General features: G+C 36.9%; 13 protein-coding genes. 8 read left to right on the top strand and 5 right to left on the bottom strand.

Annotated elements, in window-relative coordinates; genetic code table 11:
• The first annotated feature begins 2 nt into the window (after nt 1-2).
• The 6 genes from rnr (at nt 3) to tsaB (ending at nt 6,063) form a co-directional block, all read left to right on the top strand.
• Nucleotides 3-2,156 (top strand): ribonuclease R, encoded by a 2,154-nt coding sequence (rnr, locus tag ACWNCI_RS14540; RefSeq protein ID WP_449388846.1) that lies wholly within the window; start codon nt 3-5, stop codon nt 2,154-2,156.
• Between the two features lie 193 nt (nt 2,157-2,349).
• Nucleotides 2,350-3,036 carry a LysE family translocator gene (locus ACWNCI_RS14535; protein WP_346983658.1) on the top strand — a complete coding sequence of 229 codons (687 nt, stop codon included), beginning with the start codon at nt 2,350-2,352 and terminating at the stop codon, nt 3,034-3,036.
• Nucleotides 3,033-3,968: a S66 peptidase family protein gene (locus ACWNCI_RS14530; RefSeq protein ID WP_449388845.1), complete on the top strand. Its 936-nt coding sequence runs from the start codon at nt 3,033-3,035 to the stop codon at nt 3,966-3,968. Before ACWNCI_RS14535 ends, ACWNCI_RS14530 begins: the two co-directional genes overlap by 4 nt.
• A gap of 87 nt (nt 3,969-4,055) precedes the next feature.
• Nucleotides 4,056-4,427, top strand: a complete 372-nt coding sequence (locus ACWNCI_RS14525; RefSeq protein ID WP_449388844.1) for a YraN family protein — start codon at nt 4,056-4,058, stop codon at nt 4,425-4,427.
• A gap of 111 nt (nt 4,428-4,538) precedes the next feature.
• Nucleotides 4,539-5,288 (top strand): SDR family NAD(P)-dependent oxidoreductase, encoded by a 750-nt coding sequence (locus tag ACWNCI_RS14520; protein ID WP_449388843.1) that lies wholly within the window; start codon nt 4,539-4,541, stop codon nt 5,286-5,288.
• 88 nt (nt 5,289-5,376) lie between these two features.
• Nucleotides 5,377-6,063: a tRNA (adenosine(37)-N6)-threonylcarbamoyltransferase complex dimerization subunit type 1 TsaB gene (tsaB, locus tag ACWNCI_RS14515; RefSeq protein WP_449388842.1), complete on the top strand. Its 687-nt coding sequence runs from the start codon at nt 5,377-5,379 to the stop codon at nt 6,061-6,063.
• A 54-nt stretch (nt 6,064-6,117) separates the two neighbouring features.
• Here tsaB and porW read toward each other — a convergent pair whose 3' ends face one another.
• The 5 genes from porW to ACWNCI_RS14490 all read right to left on the bottom strand — a co-directional run bounded on the left by porW (nt 6,118) and on the right by ACWNCI_RS14490 (nt 11,455).
• Nucleotides 6,118-8,727 carry a type IX secretion system periplasmic lipoprotein PorW/SprE gene (gene porW, locus ACWNCI_RS14510; RefSeq protein ID WP_449388841.1) on the bottom strand — a complete coding sequence of 870 codons (2,610 nt, stop codon included), beginning with the start codon at nt 8,725-8,727 and terminating at the stop codon, nt 6,118-6,120.
• Nucleotides 8,728-8,814: 87 nt separating this feature from the next.
• Nucleotides 8,815-9,369: a Maf family protein gene (locus ACWNCI_RS14505; RefSeq protein ID WP_449388840.1), complete on the bottom strand. Its 555-nt coding sequence runs from the start codon at nt 9,367-9,369 to the stop codon at nt 8,815-8,817.
• A 9-nt stretch (nt 9,370-9,378) separates the two neighbouring features.
• On the bottom strand, nt 9,379-9,897 hold the full coding sequence (locus ACWNCI_RS14500) for a KdsC family phosphatase (protein ID WP_449388839.1): 519 nt from the start codon (nt 9,895-9,897) through the stop codon (nt 9,379-9,381).
• Nucleotides 9,898-9,918: 21 nt separating this feature from the next.
• Nucleotides 9,919-10,674: an SIMPL domain-containing protein gene (locus tag ACWNCI_RS14495; protein ID WP_449388838.1), complete on the bottom strand. Its 756-nt coding sequence runs from the start codon at nt 10,672-10,674 to the stop codon at nt 9,919-9,921.
• A gap of 28 nt (nt 10,675-10,702) precedes the next feature.
• The gene (locus ACWNCI_RS14490; protein WP_449388837.1) at nt 10,703-11,455 is read right to left on the bottom strand and encodes a Rossmann-like and DUF2520 domain-containing protein; all 753 of its coding nucleotides are present in this window, start codon (nt 11,453-11,455) and stop codon (nt 10,703-10,705) included.
• A gap of 514 nt (nt 11,456-11,969) precedes the next feature.
• Here ACWNCI_RS14490 and ACWNCI_RS14485 point away from each other — a divergent pair.
• Nucleotides 11,970-12,521 (top strand): RNA polymerase sigma factor, encoded by a 552-nt coding sequence (locus tag ACWNCI_RS14485; protein WP_346983666.1) that lies wholly within the window; start codon nt 11,970-11,972, stop codon nt 12,519-12,521.
• 17 nt (nt 12,522-12,538) lie between these two features.
• Complete coding sequence (locus tag ACWNCI_RS14480) at nt 12,539-13,171, top strand: hypothetical protein (RefSeq protein WP_449388836.1); 633 nt, start codon at nt 12,539-12,541, stop codon at nt 13,169-13,171.
• Nucleotides 13,172-13,174 lie beyond the last annotated feature (3 nt).

Below are 13,174 nucleotides of genomic sequence, written 5' to 3'. Positions count from 1 at the left end.
AAATGCCAAAAAAAAGAAAATATATAAGTCAGAAAAATGATCATAAACTACAGGAAATCGGCAGACTGATCTTGCGTTTTATGAATGAAAATTCCACGAAAATATACAATTATAAACAAATTTCGGATGGAATAGATTATAAAAATCCCAGACAGAGAGAGCTTGTCATTCAGGCTTTGCACAAGTTGCAGGCTGCTGAGAGAATTAAAGAAACTGAAAAAGGAAAGTATATCGTCAATCTTAATATCAAAGGAACTTTAACAGGAACCATAGATTTTAACCAGTCCGGAAATGCCTACGTAAAAGTAGAAGGCCTGGAAGATGATATTTTTATCCATTCTAAAAATGTGAAAGATGCATTGCAGGGTGATAAAGTTTTAATCGTTACTTACACTTACAAAGGTAAAAAACTGGAAGGTTCCGTTCTGGAAGTTTTGGAAAGAACGAGAACAGAATTTGTGGGTACTCTACAGGTGGTTCCTCACAAGGATTTCGGGTTTGTAGTCTGCGATAAAAAGACCATCAATACGGATATTTTTATTCCGAAAGGAAAATTCGGAGGTGCTGAAGACGGTAATAAAGTTGTTGTAAAAATGACTGAATGGAGACCCGGAGATAAAAATCCGCAAGGAGAAATTATACAGGTTTTGGGAGCTCCCGGAGAACATGAAACAGAAATTCATTCTATTCTTGCAGAATACGGACTACCCTATCAATTCCCTGAAGAAGTAGAAAGAGAGGCCGATAAAATCGATAGAAGTATTAATGATGAGGAAGTATCAAAACGCTGGGATATGCGTGGAATCACCACATTTACTATTGACCCGAAAGATGCTAAGGATTTTGATGATGCTTTATCCATCAGAAAACTGGAAAACGGAAATTGGGAAATCGGGGTTCATATTGCTGATGTCTCTCATTACGTGGTTCCCGGAACAATTCTGGATGACGAAGCGTATCAGAGAGCAACATCGGTTTATTTGGTAGATCGTGTAGTACCTATGCTTCCCGAAGTTTTGAGTAATGATGTCTGCTCACTTCGTCCCAATGAGGATAAATTTACATTTTCAGCCGTTTTTGAGCTTGATGATGATGCCAAAATCAAAAAACAATGGTTTGGAAGAACGGTTATTCATTCCGACAGAAGATTTACCTACGAGGAAGCTCAGGAAAGAATCGAAACAAAAGAAGGTGATTATCAGGAAGAAATCAATGTTCTGGATAAATTAGCGAAAATAATGCGGGCAGAACGTATCCGACAGGGCGCTATCACATTTGACAGAAGTGAAGTACGATTTAATCTTGATGAAAACAATGAACCGATCGGAGTATATTTCAAAATAAGCAAAGACTCCAATCACCTGATCGAGGAATTTATGTTATTGGCCAATAAAAAGGTTTCTGAATTTGTTTCATTAAATAAGAAAGGAGATATTACCCAAAATACCTTTATTTACAGGGTTCACGATGATCCGGATCCTGCAAAGTTAGAATCGCTGAGAGATTTTGTCTCGACTTTCGGATATAAAATGGATCTGGCCAATACTAAAAAAGTTGCAGAATCATTGAATAAGCTCTTGCATGATGTAAAAGGTAAAGGCGAAGAGAATATGATCGAAACGCTTGCGATGCGAAGTATGAGTAAAGCCGTGTATTCTACGGAACCAATCGGGCATTATGGCCTTGGTTTCGAGTACTACAGCCACTTCACCTCTCCTATCCGCCGTTATCCCGATCTTATTGCACACCGGTTGCTGCAGCATTATCTTGACGGAGGAAAATCACCGAATAAAACTGAAATTGAAGAAAAAGCAAAACACTGCAGCTCTATGGAACGTCTGGCTGCCGATGCGGAAAGAGATTCCATTAAATTCATGCAGGTGAAATTCATGGAAAAACACTTGGGAGAAACTTTCACCGGAGTGATTTCCGGAGTGGCGGAGTTTGGTTTCTGGGTTGAAATTCCTGAAAACGGCGCGGAAGGTTTAATTAAACTGAGAGATCTTGTTGATGACTCCTATTCTTATGACGCCAAAACCCACGCGGTCTATGGCATGAGACACGGAAAACGTTATCAGCTTGGAGATCAGGTACAGATCAAGGTTGTGAAAGCCAATCTGATTCAGAAACAACTGGATTTTAAGATTGTTGAATAAATAATTTTCAAGCTAAAAGATAGAATCCGTCTCATGATAAAGTGAGACGGATTTTTATTGTAAAGCAGATAAACTTAAAAATTTATTTTAATTAATACTTTTCTTAAATCCAGAGTTATTGAATAATTAAATCATAAAGTTTAAATTTGTATAAATGAATGAAAATGCTGATTTTCATTTAAAAAATAACTTGATGTTTGAACTTATCTTATCTGCAGTCATATTAGGATTCATGCTGAGTCTGGTTTTTATAGGACCGATATTTTTCCTTCTGATCGAAACCAGCTTCTCCAGAGGCCCGAAACACGCATTAGCACTTGATATCGGGGTTATTTCAGCAGATCTTCTCTGCATATTGGCAGCCTATTATGCAAGTGCGGATATCGTAACTTTAATCGACAAACACCCCGGTTTCTACAGAATTACCGCCATTCTGATATTTGTCTACGGAATTGTAATGATGGTCACGAAGACCAAAATGCATATCCCGGGAGAAGAAAAATTTATTAATCAGAATTATTTTAAAACCTTCATTAACGGATTTTTCTTTAATCTTCTGAATGTTGGTGTCATTCTTTTCTGGCTGGTAACGGTGATATCTGTAAGAAATCAGTATCCGAATACCGGCAATTTTATTTTATACATAGGAATTGTGATCGGAACTTATCTTCTTATAGATCTTGCCAAGATCTTCCTTGCCAAGCAGTTTCATGATAAGCTCACCCAGAAATTGGCCAATAAAATAAGAAGAATCGTAGGCGGAATACTTATTGTTTTCAGTTTCTTTATCTTTTTACAAAGTTTCAAAAAATTCAACCAGTTTGATAAAAGACTTGAAGAAGCCGAAAAAACCGAGGTAAAATACCAAAAACAGAAATGAAAAAAATAATTTTCCCTAAATCATTACATAAAGGTGATAAAATAGCCATCATTTCCCCTGCCGGTGCGGTAGAACCTTCTCAGCTTGAAAAAGGAATTGAGATGATCAGAAATAAAGGATACGAACCTGTATTCGGAGAGCATCTTTACAGTAATTTTTCCAATGGCTACAATTATGGCGGAACAGAAAAAGAAAGAATTAAAGATATCAACTGGGCCTTAAATGATAACGAAATTTCTGCCATTTGGGCCTCCAGAGGTGGATACGGATGTCAGCATCTTCTTGAAAGTATTGATCTGAAAAAGTTTAAAAAAGATCCGAAATGGTATATCGGGTATTCTGATAATACGGTGATTCAGAGTTTTCTTCTTAAAAAAGGTTTTGCTTCAATTCATGGACAGACGATTAAAACGTCGAGTTTCGGAGTTACTGAAGAAAGCTATGATCTTATTTTTGATATATTAAATGGTGAAAGTTTAATATATGATCTTAAACCGCACCAATTAAATAAAACAGGTTCTTGTGAAGGACAGCTGGTCGGAGGTAATTTAGCGTTGGTTTATGCACTTCTGGGAACCGATTATTCTTTTAAGTTTAAAAATAGAATATTGTTCATAGAAGATATCGGGGAAAATTTTTACGCACTCGACAGAATGATCATGAGTCTGGAGCTTGCAGGCGTTTTCAAAAAAATTAAAGGCTTAATTATCGGAGGAATGACCAATATGGGTAATGAAAAAGAGAATAAAGACTATAATAAAAGCTTCGATGAATTTGCTTATCAATTAATTTCTGACCGGATTTCAAAATATGATTTTCCGGTAGTTTTTGGCTTTCCGAATGGGCATATTAAAGATAACCGGCCTTTGATCATTGGCGCAAATGTGAGATTGGAGGTTAAGGATAAGGTTATGGTTGAATTTGAAAATTAAATATTCTATGGTATATTTTTAAATATAATTTCAACGCTAAACCCCGAGACCCTCAACTCTCAAACGCTAAAACCCTCCCACCCAACAATGGCACAACACAATGATTTAGGAAAAAAGGCAGAAGAATTAGCAGCAGAATTTTTACTGAAAAAAGGCTATACAATTCTGGCGAGAAACTTTCGTTTTCAGAAAGCTGAAATTGATATCATTTCAGAAAAGGATGATTTCATTATCATCTGCGAGGTGAAAGCCCGTTCTACTGATGTTTTTAACCTGCCACAGGAATCTGTTAACAAAAAGAAAATTAGATTGCTGGTTTCTGCAGCAGATCATTATATGCAGGAATTTAATGTAACCAAGGAAGTGCGGTTTGATATCATTTCCGTTCTTCCTGATGAAAAAGGAAATTTAATTATTGAACATATTGCTGATGCATTTAAAGCATTCGACGCTAATTAAATTAATGTAATGTATCAGTTTAGCAGTTTACCAATTAATGAATATACTTATTGCCAGACTGTTACACTGATACACTGTTACATTGGTATATTTAAAAATTTTCAATTTTTTATGAAGACAATATTAATCACCGGAGCAACATCCGGAATAGGAAAATCCACAGCAGAACTTCTGGCAAAACAAGGAAACAGAATCATTATATGTGGCAGAAGATCAGAAGTATTGGAAAGGTTGAAATTAGAACTTTCTCAATTCACCGAAATATTTAGTTTAAATTTTGACGTTAGAAATCTGGAGGAAGTGGAAACTGCCATTAATTCACTTCCCGAAGAATGGAAAAATATTGATGTTCTGATTAACAATGCCGGAAATGCACATGGTTTGGATCCGCTTTCTGCGGGAAAAACTGACGACTGGGATTCTATGATCGATGGAAATGTAAAAGGACTTTTATATGTTTCAAAAATGATTATTCCCGTAATGAAGGAAAGAAATTCGGGGCACATTGTGAATATCAGTTCTGTTGCTGCTAGGCAAACCTATGCCAACGGCGTGGTCTACTGTGCTACAAAAAAAGCAGTTGATGTGATTTCCGAAGGAATGAGAATAGAGCTGACAGAATTTGGGATCAAAGTGACCAATATTCAGCCGGGTGCCGTAGAAACCGATTTTTCAATGGTAAGATTCAAAGGAGATAGCGAAAAGGCGGCGACAGTCTATGCCGGATACGAACCTCTGAGAGCCGAAGATATTGCAGATTCTATTGCTTATTGTATCAATGCACCCAAACATGTCTGTATTTCCGATATGACCATCTACCCTTCCGCTCAGGCCGAACCGAGAACAATCTACAGAAAGTAGTATCAAAATAATGGTTAAATTTGTACCGGATATTTTAAGAATTTAAATAATATCGGGACATTCTATACTGATAATTGTTACATTTAAAATGAAAATATTATACCTCGAAACCTCTTCAAAAAACTGCTCAGTAGCGATTTCAGATAATGAAAAACTACTGTGTCTCACCGAAGAAGTTTCAGAAAACTATAAACAATCCGAAAGTCTTCACACATTTGTGGAATGGGCTCTGGAAGGAGCCGGGATTTCTTTAAAGGATATTGAAGCGGTTTCTTTGGGAAAAGGTCCAGGATCTTACACTGGATTAAGGATTGGTGCCTCGTCTGCAAAAGGATTCTGTTACGGATTAAAAATTCCGTTGCTTGCTGTGAATTCTCTGGAAAGCATGATAGAGCCTTTTTTAGGCAAAAACTATGATATTATTGTTCCGTTAGTCGATGCAAGACGGATGGAGGTTTATACGGCCATGTATGATGGCACAACAGGTAAGGAACTATCTGAAACGGAAGCAAAAATTTTAGATGAAACTTCATTTGAAGAACTGAAAGATAAAAAAGTAATTTTTGTAGGCGACGGAGCCAAAAAAGCAAAAGAGGTTTTACAGTTGCCAAATGTCGATTTTAATGAAGAGGTTTACCCTTCTGCTCAATTCCTGATAAAGAAAACGTTAGAAAAAATTAATAAAAAAGAATTTGAAGATATTGCCTATTTTGAGCCTTTTTATCTTAAAGATTTTCATGGTGTAAAGAAAAAGAAATCTTCAGACTCAATCTGATCAGGTTTAAAATAAAATAATAAAAGCGAAGAAATTACTCTTCGCTTTTATTATTTATTGTGGTTTCGTAGGAATTGATTCCACTTGTAACTGCTGATTAGGATTCGGTTTTCTTTGTGGCCTGTTGTTATTTAATCTCTGCGTCTGTCCCTGTTGCGGATTCATCATCTGTCCGCTACCGGGTTTTTGAGGAACACCATTATTGTTGAGGGGCTGTGAAGAGGGTTGCTGAGGAGGATTGTTCACGTTATTCACGTTGTTTTGAACCATCACATTTCCTTTATTATCCGTTGGCTGAAAAGAGATATCAGATTTCAGATAGTTGAGCATTTCTTTGGCTTTTTCACCTTCCGGAGTTTTGCCATAATTTAAAACAATCTGTTCAAGCTGAAGGATCATCACCTCTTTCCCACTCGCCTTTCCGGAATTAAATGCATTCAGCAAATAGAGTTTCGGAACCAGTGCATCCTTCGGATATTGCTGAATAGTTTTATCAATCAGATCTTTACTTTCAGCAAACTTTTCAGATTCATATAAAGAAAAGGCCTGTTTATACTGATTTTCAACATCTGCTGAAGATTTTACGAAAGTACTGTTCTTTGGATTTCTTGCAAATTCTGCGTAGGAAGTATAAGGATAATCTTTTAAAAGGATTTGTTTTGCACGTTCTGCAGCCTGCGGATTCTTCTCATGATTCATCGCAAAAATCTCATACAAAGACTGAAGCATTACTTTTTCTTCGGGTTTCACATCTACCAGATCATACAGGGTTTTGGTGGCTAAAGGGGTATTGGTAAAGTAATTCTGATACATGATTCCAAGTCCTAACGAAGCGGTATCTCTGTCTTTTTTCAGCTGGCCAAGCTTCCCGGCATCGGTAGGAATCTGCTCGATGTAGAAAGTCGGCTCAAAACGTCTCGGGTTTGGCGCAGCGGTTGTTCCCAACGCATCATTCTTCATATCCTCGATCGTAGCCATTTTCTTGGAAAACCTCCAGTTATCAATAAGTGCTCTGTCTCCCCAGGTTTGTTTAAAGGTTTGTGTCCCTTTGGAAACCGTACCTGTATTGCTGAAATAAAATCCTTTTGCTGTTACGCCAAAGTCTTCGAAAGAATTTGAACTGTTGGCAAAAATAGAAGTCGAGCTATAATCTCCTGTATCAAAACCTTTGTTTCTTTCCGCACGTCTTTTTTCAAGCTCTTCTTTCTCTTCTTTGGCTTTAATTTTAGCAATATATTTCGTGAAAAAATCAGTTTTCTGTTCCGTAGACATTTTTGCCAGATTCAGAATACTGTCGTTTTTCTTGATCAGGTAATAATTTCTTGAGATTTTCTTAATGTAGACAGACTGATCGGCTAAAAGAACTTTCGAAGGCTCGTACGTCATTACCGCTAACGCTGAATCATAATAAGCACCGGCTCCGATATAGTCGTTTTTATCAAGATACCCCTTCCCTATTTCATAATAAGCCAGACCCCGGATCTGCCCGTCGGAAACCTTTTCTTTCAATGACTTTCTGAAATATTCCTGAGCTTCTTCTTTCTTTCCGGCTTTGTTGGCCATTAATCCTAAAGCGTAATAAAACTCATTCTTTCTGGAACCGTAAGTTCCTTTTTTACTGATATCTTCCAGGTATTTTCTGGCACCGCTGTAATCTCCGTTGCCGTTAAAAGTTTTGGCAATTTCGATCTGCGATTTTACTTCAAACTCAAAATCGTTGGCATATTTGTAAGCTGCCATAAAGCTTTCTCTCGCCTTTTCATTCTGATTGAGATTCTCCAGCACCTGTCCTCTCAGGTAGGCAATTCTGCTTTTAAGCTTTCTGTTGCTGTTGAGTTCAAAAGCATTATCAAGTTCTTTCACCGCTTCCTCTTTTTTTCCGGCATCCAGAAGGGACTCGGAATAATAGATGCTTAATAATTTTTCATATTGCTTACTGATTTTTTCACTTTTTAATTTAGCAAAAGTTTCATGGGCTTTATGATAGTTTTTAATCTGATCGTATGCCAGACCCTGATAAATTCTTGCCAGAGGAATTCTTTTATCGTCCTTCATATGTGTGAACACATAGTTTAAGGCATCCAGCGCGTCCAGTGATTTTCCTCTATATATTCTTGCCTGTGCAAGAATCATATAAGCATCAAAAATCTGCTTGTTCTGCTCTTCGCCATGTTTGATGACAGAATATTTATTGATGGCCTTTAAAGCTTTAGCCTCTGCAATTTCCAGTGTAGTTGCTCCTTTCTGTTCGGGCTGGTTCGGATCTTCGGAAATCATAGTATTATTTCCTCCGGACATTGCATCTCCTGGCATTCCGGGTGGCATTGCCGGAGGTCCTCCCCTCTTATTGTTGTTCTGTGCAGGACGGTTTACTTCCGCCATTTTCATGGAATTTTCTGCAAAAGCGGTAGATTGTCCCAGATCACTTCCCAAAGGTTGGTCTTCGTAAGTAAGAACAGGAATATAAGGCGCATAAAAATTATCTTTATGGGCCTTATCTCTTGTTTCAAACTCGTTATTTAAGGCATCTTTAGCATTAAATAACGTATTGTAGTATGTCGAAAATCCTTTCATGAACTTCGATCGCTGCTCCGGCTTCTTGGTTTTCGTAGCGCAAGATGCAACAATACAAAGTGTTAAAAGGAATAAAATATTTTTTTTCATTATTTCAATATAACTCGCTAATCCACTTTTTATTATAAAGCGGTTTGATAATTCTGTAAAAATAATAAAATTTTATTTTGAAACTCGTTATATTTCTTTCAAAATTTTGTAAACCAAATGGGTAGGAAGCCCCATAATGGTATAAAAGCTTCCGTTTACTTTTTTTATTTTTGCCATCCCAAGCCACTCCTGAATTCCATAACTTCCGGCTTTATCAAAAGGTTTGTAGTGCTGGATGTAATATTCTATTTCATTATCATTAAGATGTTCGAATTCCACATCTGCAACGTCAGTTTCCGTAATAGTTATGTCTTGTGTTTTGATGGTAATTCCGGTATAAACCTGGTGGGTTTTGCCTGAAAGTAATCTCAGCATTTCTCTCGCGTCATTTTCATCTTTTGGTTTTCCCAGAAGCTGGTTGTCGATCGCTACTACCGTATCAGCGGTCAGCAGAACTTCTCCTTTTTCCAATGTACGGAATGTATCAGCTTTCAGTTCAGAAAGATAACCGGCGGCTTCTTCTACTTTTATATGTTGCGGAATAATTTCTTCACAGTCAATTTTTACAACGTCAAAGGTAAAGCCCAAGTTGGTCAGTAATTCTTTTCTCCTCGGAGATTGTGATGCTAATAATAATTTCATTGATTTTACTTAAACGGATTGAGTGTTGTCATCATGCCATTTTCCCTGTACTTTCATCACCTGCTCAATGACATCACGCACTGCCCCGCTCCCACCTTTAACCGGGGAAATATAGGTGGCAATTTCTTTAATTTCGGGAACTGCATTTTCAGGACAGGCGGCAATGGCAGAATTTTTCATGATATGAAGATCCGGAATATCGTCGCCCATGGTAAGGATTTCTTCATTGGTGAGATCATATTTTAATTTAAAATCTTCAAAATCAACCATCTTATCATGAGATTTCGGGTAATAATCTTCAATCCCCAGATAATTGATTCTGTGTTTCACCATTTCATCGTTTCCGCCTGTGATCACACCGATTAAATAATTATTTTTTAAAGCTTTTACGACTGCATATCCGTCCAGAACATTCATTACCCTGCACATATTTCCGCCGGGCATAAGATACACGCTTCCGTCTGTGAAAACGCCGTCTACATCAAATACAAAAGCTTTAATATTTTTTAATTTTTCTTTATAACTCATTTTTAATTTAAAAAGTTTAATCTAATCAAGATTATAAGTAAGTCTTACCGTAATCCTTGCTGATTTTTCCTTACTTGAAGTGTCAAAATTCCCACCATAGCTGTCTTCATCCGTAGATCCTTTTGCGGTAATCTGAAATACACCCATCGAAGCATCTTTCAATTTGCCTAAATCTCCGTCTGCGCTTTTTACAATTTTTTCAGCCCTTTGCCTGGCGTCTTTTGATCCGGCTTCTATTAAGCTATGCTTCAATGAGGAAAGATCGGAATAGGTATATTGTGCCGCAGAAGGCTCAAACTGTACACCACTATTGATGAGCTCTGCGGTTTTGTCGATCACGCTTTCAATTTTCTTCATCAAAGCAGGATTTTTTTTAGCCCTGAAAATCACACTTTGGGTGGCTTTGTAGCCATCAAAAATATCTTCGGACTTTTCTGTTCCGTCAGACTCTTTTGCTGTTACGGTACGGTAAGATCTGGAAAAATTGACTCCGCCAAAAGTAAATTCCCCGGGTTTGAAACCCTTGCCGTAGAAAAAAGCTTTTACTTTTTCTTTATCCTGCGAGATGATATTATACGCTTCTTTCGCATCAAAAGCGCTGGCATCAAAACTTCCGCTCCAGCTGATCTCGTCCGAAATAAAATCTTTGGAACCCAGACCCGTAACGGATATTGTATCTTGTTTTAAATTCCTGTTTTTAAAGCTTGAGCCCAGGATAAGTGCTGTGATTACAATGGCCGCTCCGGTGATAAGGGAGCGTATAATGTTGGTATTCATTTTTTTGGTTTTTCTCAAAGTTAAAACATTATGGCAATTGATACATCTTTTTGATGGAAAGATTCAGAGTTTTATAAATTTCAAGACTTTCGTCTTTTAATAACTGTTCGTGCAGTTCCAGAATTCTTTTGTCATTTCTTACGGCCGGTCCGGTCTGCGCATCTTTCGGATCTATTTCGTGAATCTTCTGAACGGTTTCATCAATCAACGGTAAAAAATAATCAAACGGAATTTCCTGGGAATCTGAAATTTCTTTGGCTCTTGCAAAAAGATGATTGACAAAATTACATGCGAAAACAGCGGTTAAATGAATGTATTTCCTCTTTTCATGAGTGCTTTCCATTACATTTTCTGAAATCTTAGAGGCAAGATCAAAGAGGATTTGTTGGTCTTCTTCATTTTCAGCTTCGATAAAAAAGGGAATTTTGGAATAGTCAAGGACTTTAGATTTCGAGAAAGTCTGCAAAGGATAAAGGCTTGATTTTCTATATTCTCCAACCAAAATTTCTTTAGGCAGCGATCCGGAAGTATGAGCTACCAGACAGTCTTTTGAGGTAATAATTCCGGAAACTTCTTCCACTGAATTATCACTTACGCAAATAATATACAGATTTGCGGGTTGAAGTTTTTCCGTAGAAAAAGGAATCTTTAATTCTTCGGAGATTTTGCTTAGCTCTTTCTCATTCCTTCCAAAAATCTGGGCTAAAGGAATATGATTCAGAACAAAAGCTTTTGCCAGATGACAGGCCACATTTCCGGAACCGATAATTACTATTTGCATTTAACAAAGATAAGTTTTAGAAGGAAGATGGGAGAGGGAAGACAGAAGTTTTTTGGTTTAAGTTTTTAAATTTCTTTTAAAGATGTTTTCAACGGTAAGATCAATAGAAATGGGCTTTAGTCCATTTACACCATGAAAAAAGCCGGGCTTTAGCCAAAACCTACCATAAGTTTTGGCTAAAGCCTTTATTGTATTCTTATTTGGAATCGGGCTAAAGCCCGACGCTATTGATACTTGTTTACATCATTTTAAATTAAAATGGTTTTTCATTTTAGACTGAAACAAATTTCTTTGAGAATTCAATTGATTATATTTAAAAACTTTTTGGCTCAAATTTTAAAGGATACACAGCAATTTAACATAATATTAAAAAGGAAAACGCATCGGCACGGATACAATATTTATCAGAGCAGGGCGTATAAATATTTGTAAATAATGAGTATATTGGACTGAAAATTGAATAGTTCATTTAACTTTCAGTTATTTTTGTAATCCAAAACAGTGAAAGCATCTTATGAAGATTAAGGACGCGGAAATTATTTCGTTGATGCAAAACCCACGAACTCAGGAAAAAGGAGTTCGCGCTTTGATGGATGCTTATCAAAGCAGATTGTACTGGCACATAAGAAGAATTATTGTGGACGGAGATCTTGCTCAGGACACTTTGCAGGAAACTTTTATTAAAGCTTATCAGAATTTTCATCAGTTTAAAAATGATAGTCAGCTCTACACCTGGCTCTACAGAATTGCAACCAATGAGGCCTTGCAGCAGATCAATAAACTGAAGAAAATGCAGAAAACAGATGAAGATCCGGAGTATCATATGCAGAATCTTGTGGCTGATAATGTGGGTAAAGATGCTGAGGAAATACAGATTTTGCTTCAGAAAGCCATACAAAGCCTGCCTGAAAAACAGAAACTGGTATTTATGATGCGGTATTATGATGATCTACCTTACGAAGAAATATCTAAAATTGTAGATATGTCGGTAGGGACGCTGAAAACAAATTATCATTATGCCAAACAAAAAATAGAAGATTATATAAAGGAAAATTACGAAAGATAATTTTTGAGAAAACTGAAATGAAAGAGTTCGACATAGAAAAATTAGAACGTAAAAATATTTACACGATGCCTGATGATTTGTTTGAAAATCTTCAGGAGAGAGTAGTACGCGGATTGAATGAATTTGACCTGGAAAAGCTGGAACGTAAGAATATTTATGCAGTTTCTGAAAACGTATATGAGGATGTTCAGAATCATGTCATAAACAAGGTATTTCCTCGTAAGAAAGCTCCGGTTTTCAGGTTCAATTGGGCTTATGCCGCCGCGGCATCATTGGCATTGATTTTTGGAGCGACTTTTGTTTTCAATTCAGACGATGAAATAACGAAAGAGAATGCAAGTTCAAATCTTTCTTATACAGCAGACAAACAGGAGGAGAAGACAGAAAGTGAGATCGCCTACGAAACGTTGAAATCTGATTTAACTTCTGTTGAAAACAATGATCAAAAAGTGGCAACCAAAAGTAATAGCAAGTCTTCTGCTCCGGAACAATCGGAAGAAAAACAGCAAACGCTGACACCGGCGGTGAAATCTACAGCTAAACAGCAGGAAACTCAGATGAGCGAATACCTGGATTCATTCTCAAATTCTGAAATCTCAGAATTGGCGAGCAATTCAACTCAGGATGTTTATTTGGATTTGTATAATTAAAAA

The sequence above is a fragment of the Chryseobacterium lineare genome (genome assembly GCF_977014045.1).
This window is presented reverse-complemented; position numbering and strand designations above follow the sequence as displayed.

What these genes read in the sequence shown, in the direction of transcription:
- rnr (WP_449388846.1), top strand. Translation starts at nt 3, where the DNA reads ATGCCAAAAAAAAGAAAATATATAAGTCAGAAAAATGATCATAAACTA.
- ACWNCI_RS14535 (WP_346983658.1), top strand. Translation starts at nt 2,350, where the DNA reads ATGTTTGAACTTATCTTATCTGCAGTCATATTAGGATTCATGCTGAGT.
- ACWNCI_RS14530 (WP_449388845.1), top strand. Translation starts at nt 3,033, where the DNA reads ATGAAAAAAATAATTTTCCCTAAATCATTACATAAAGGTGATAAAATA.
- ACWNCI_RS14525 (WP_449388844.1), top strand. Translation starts at nt 4,056, where the DNA reads ATGGCACAACACAATGATTTAGGAAAAAAGGCAGAAGAATTAGCAGCA.
- ACWNCI_RS14520 (WP_449388843.1), top strand. Translation starts at nt 4,539, where the DNA reads ATGAAGACAATATTAATCACCGGAGCAACATCCGGAATAGGAAAATCC.
- tsaB (WP_449388842.1), top strand. Translation starts at nt 5,377, where the DNA reads ATGAAAATATTATACCTCGAAACCTCTTCAAAAAACTGCTCAGTAGCG.
- porW (WP_449388841.1), bottom strand. Translation starts at nt 8,727, where the DNA reads ATGAAAAAAAATATTTTATTCCTTTTAACACTTTGTATTGTTGCATCT.
- ACWNCI_RS14505 (WP_449388840.1), bottom strand. Translation starts at nt 9,369, where the DNA reads ATGAAATTATTATTAGCATCACAATCTCCGAGGAGAAAAGAATTACTG.
- ACWNCI_RS14500 (WP_449388839.1), bottom strand. Translation starts at nt 9,897, where the DNA reads ATGAGTTATAAAGAAAAATTAAAAAATATTAAAGCTTTTGTATTTGAT.
- ACWNCI_RS14495 (WP_449388838.1), bottom strand. Translation starts at nt 10,674, where the DNA reads ATGAATACCAACATTATACGCTCCCTTATCACCGGAGCGGCCATTGTA.
- ACWNCI_RS14490 (WP_449388837.1), bottom strand. Translation starts at nt 11,455, where the DNA reads ATGCAAATAGTAATTATCGGTTCCGGAAATGTGGCCTGTCATCTGGCA.
- ACWNCI_RS14485 (WP_346983666.1), top strand. Translation starts at nt 11,970, where the DNA reads ATGAAGATTAAGGACGCGGAAATTATTTCGTTGATGCAAAACCCACGA.
- ACWNCI_RS14480 (WP_449388836.1), top strand. Translation starts at nt 12,539, where the DNA reads ATGAAAGAGTTCGACATAGAAAAATTAGAACGTAAAAATATTTACACG.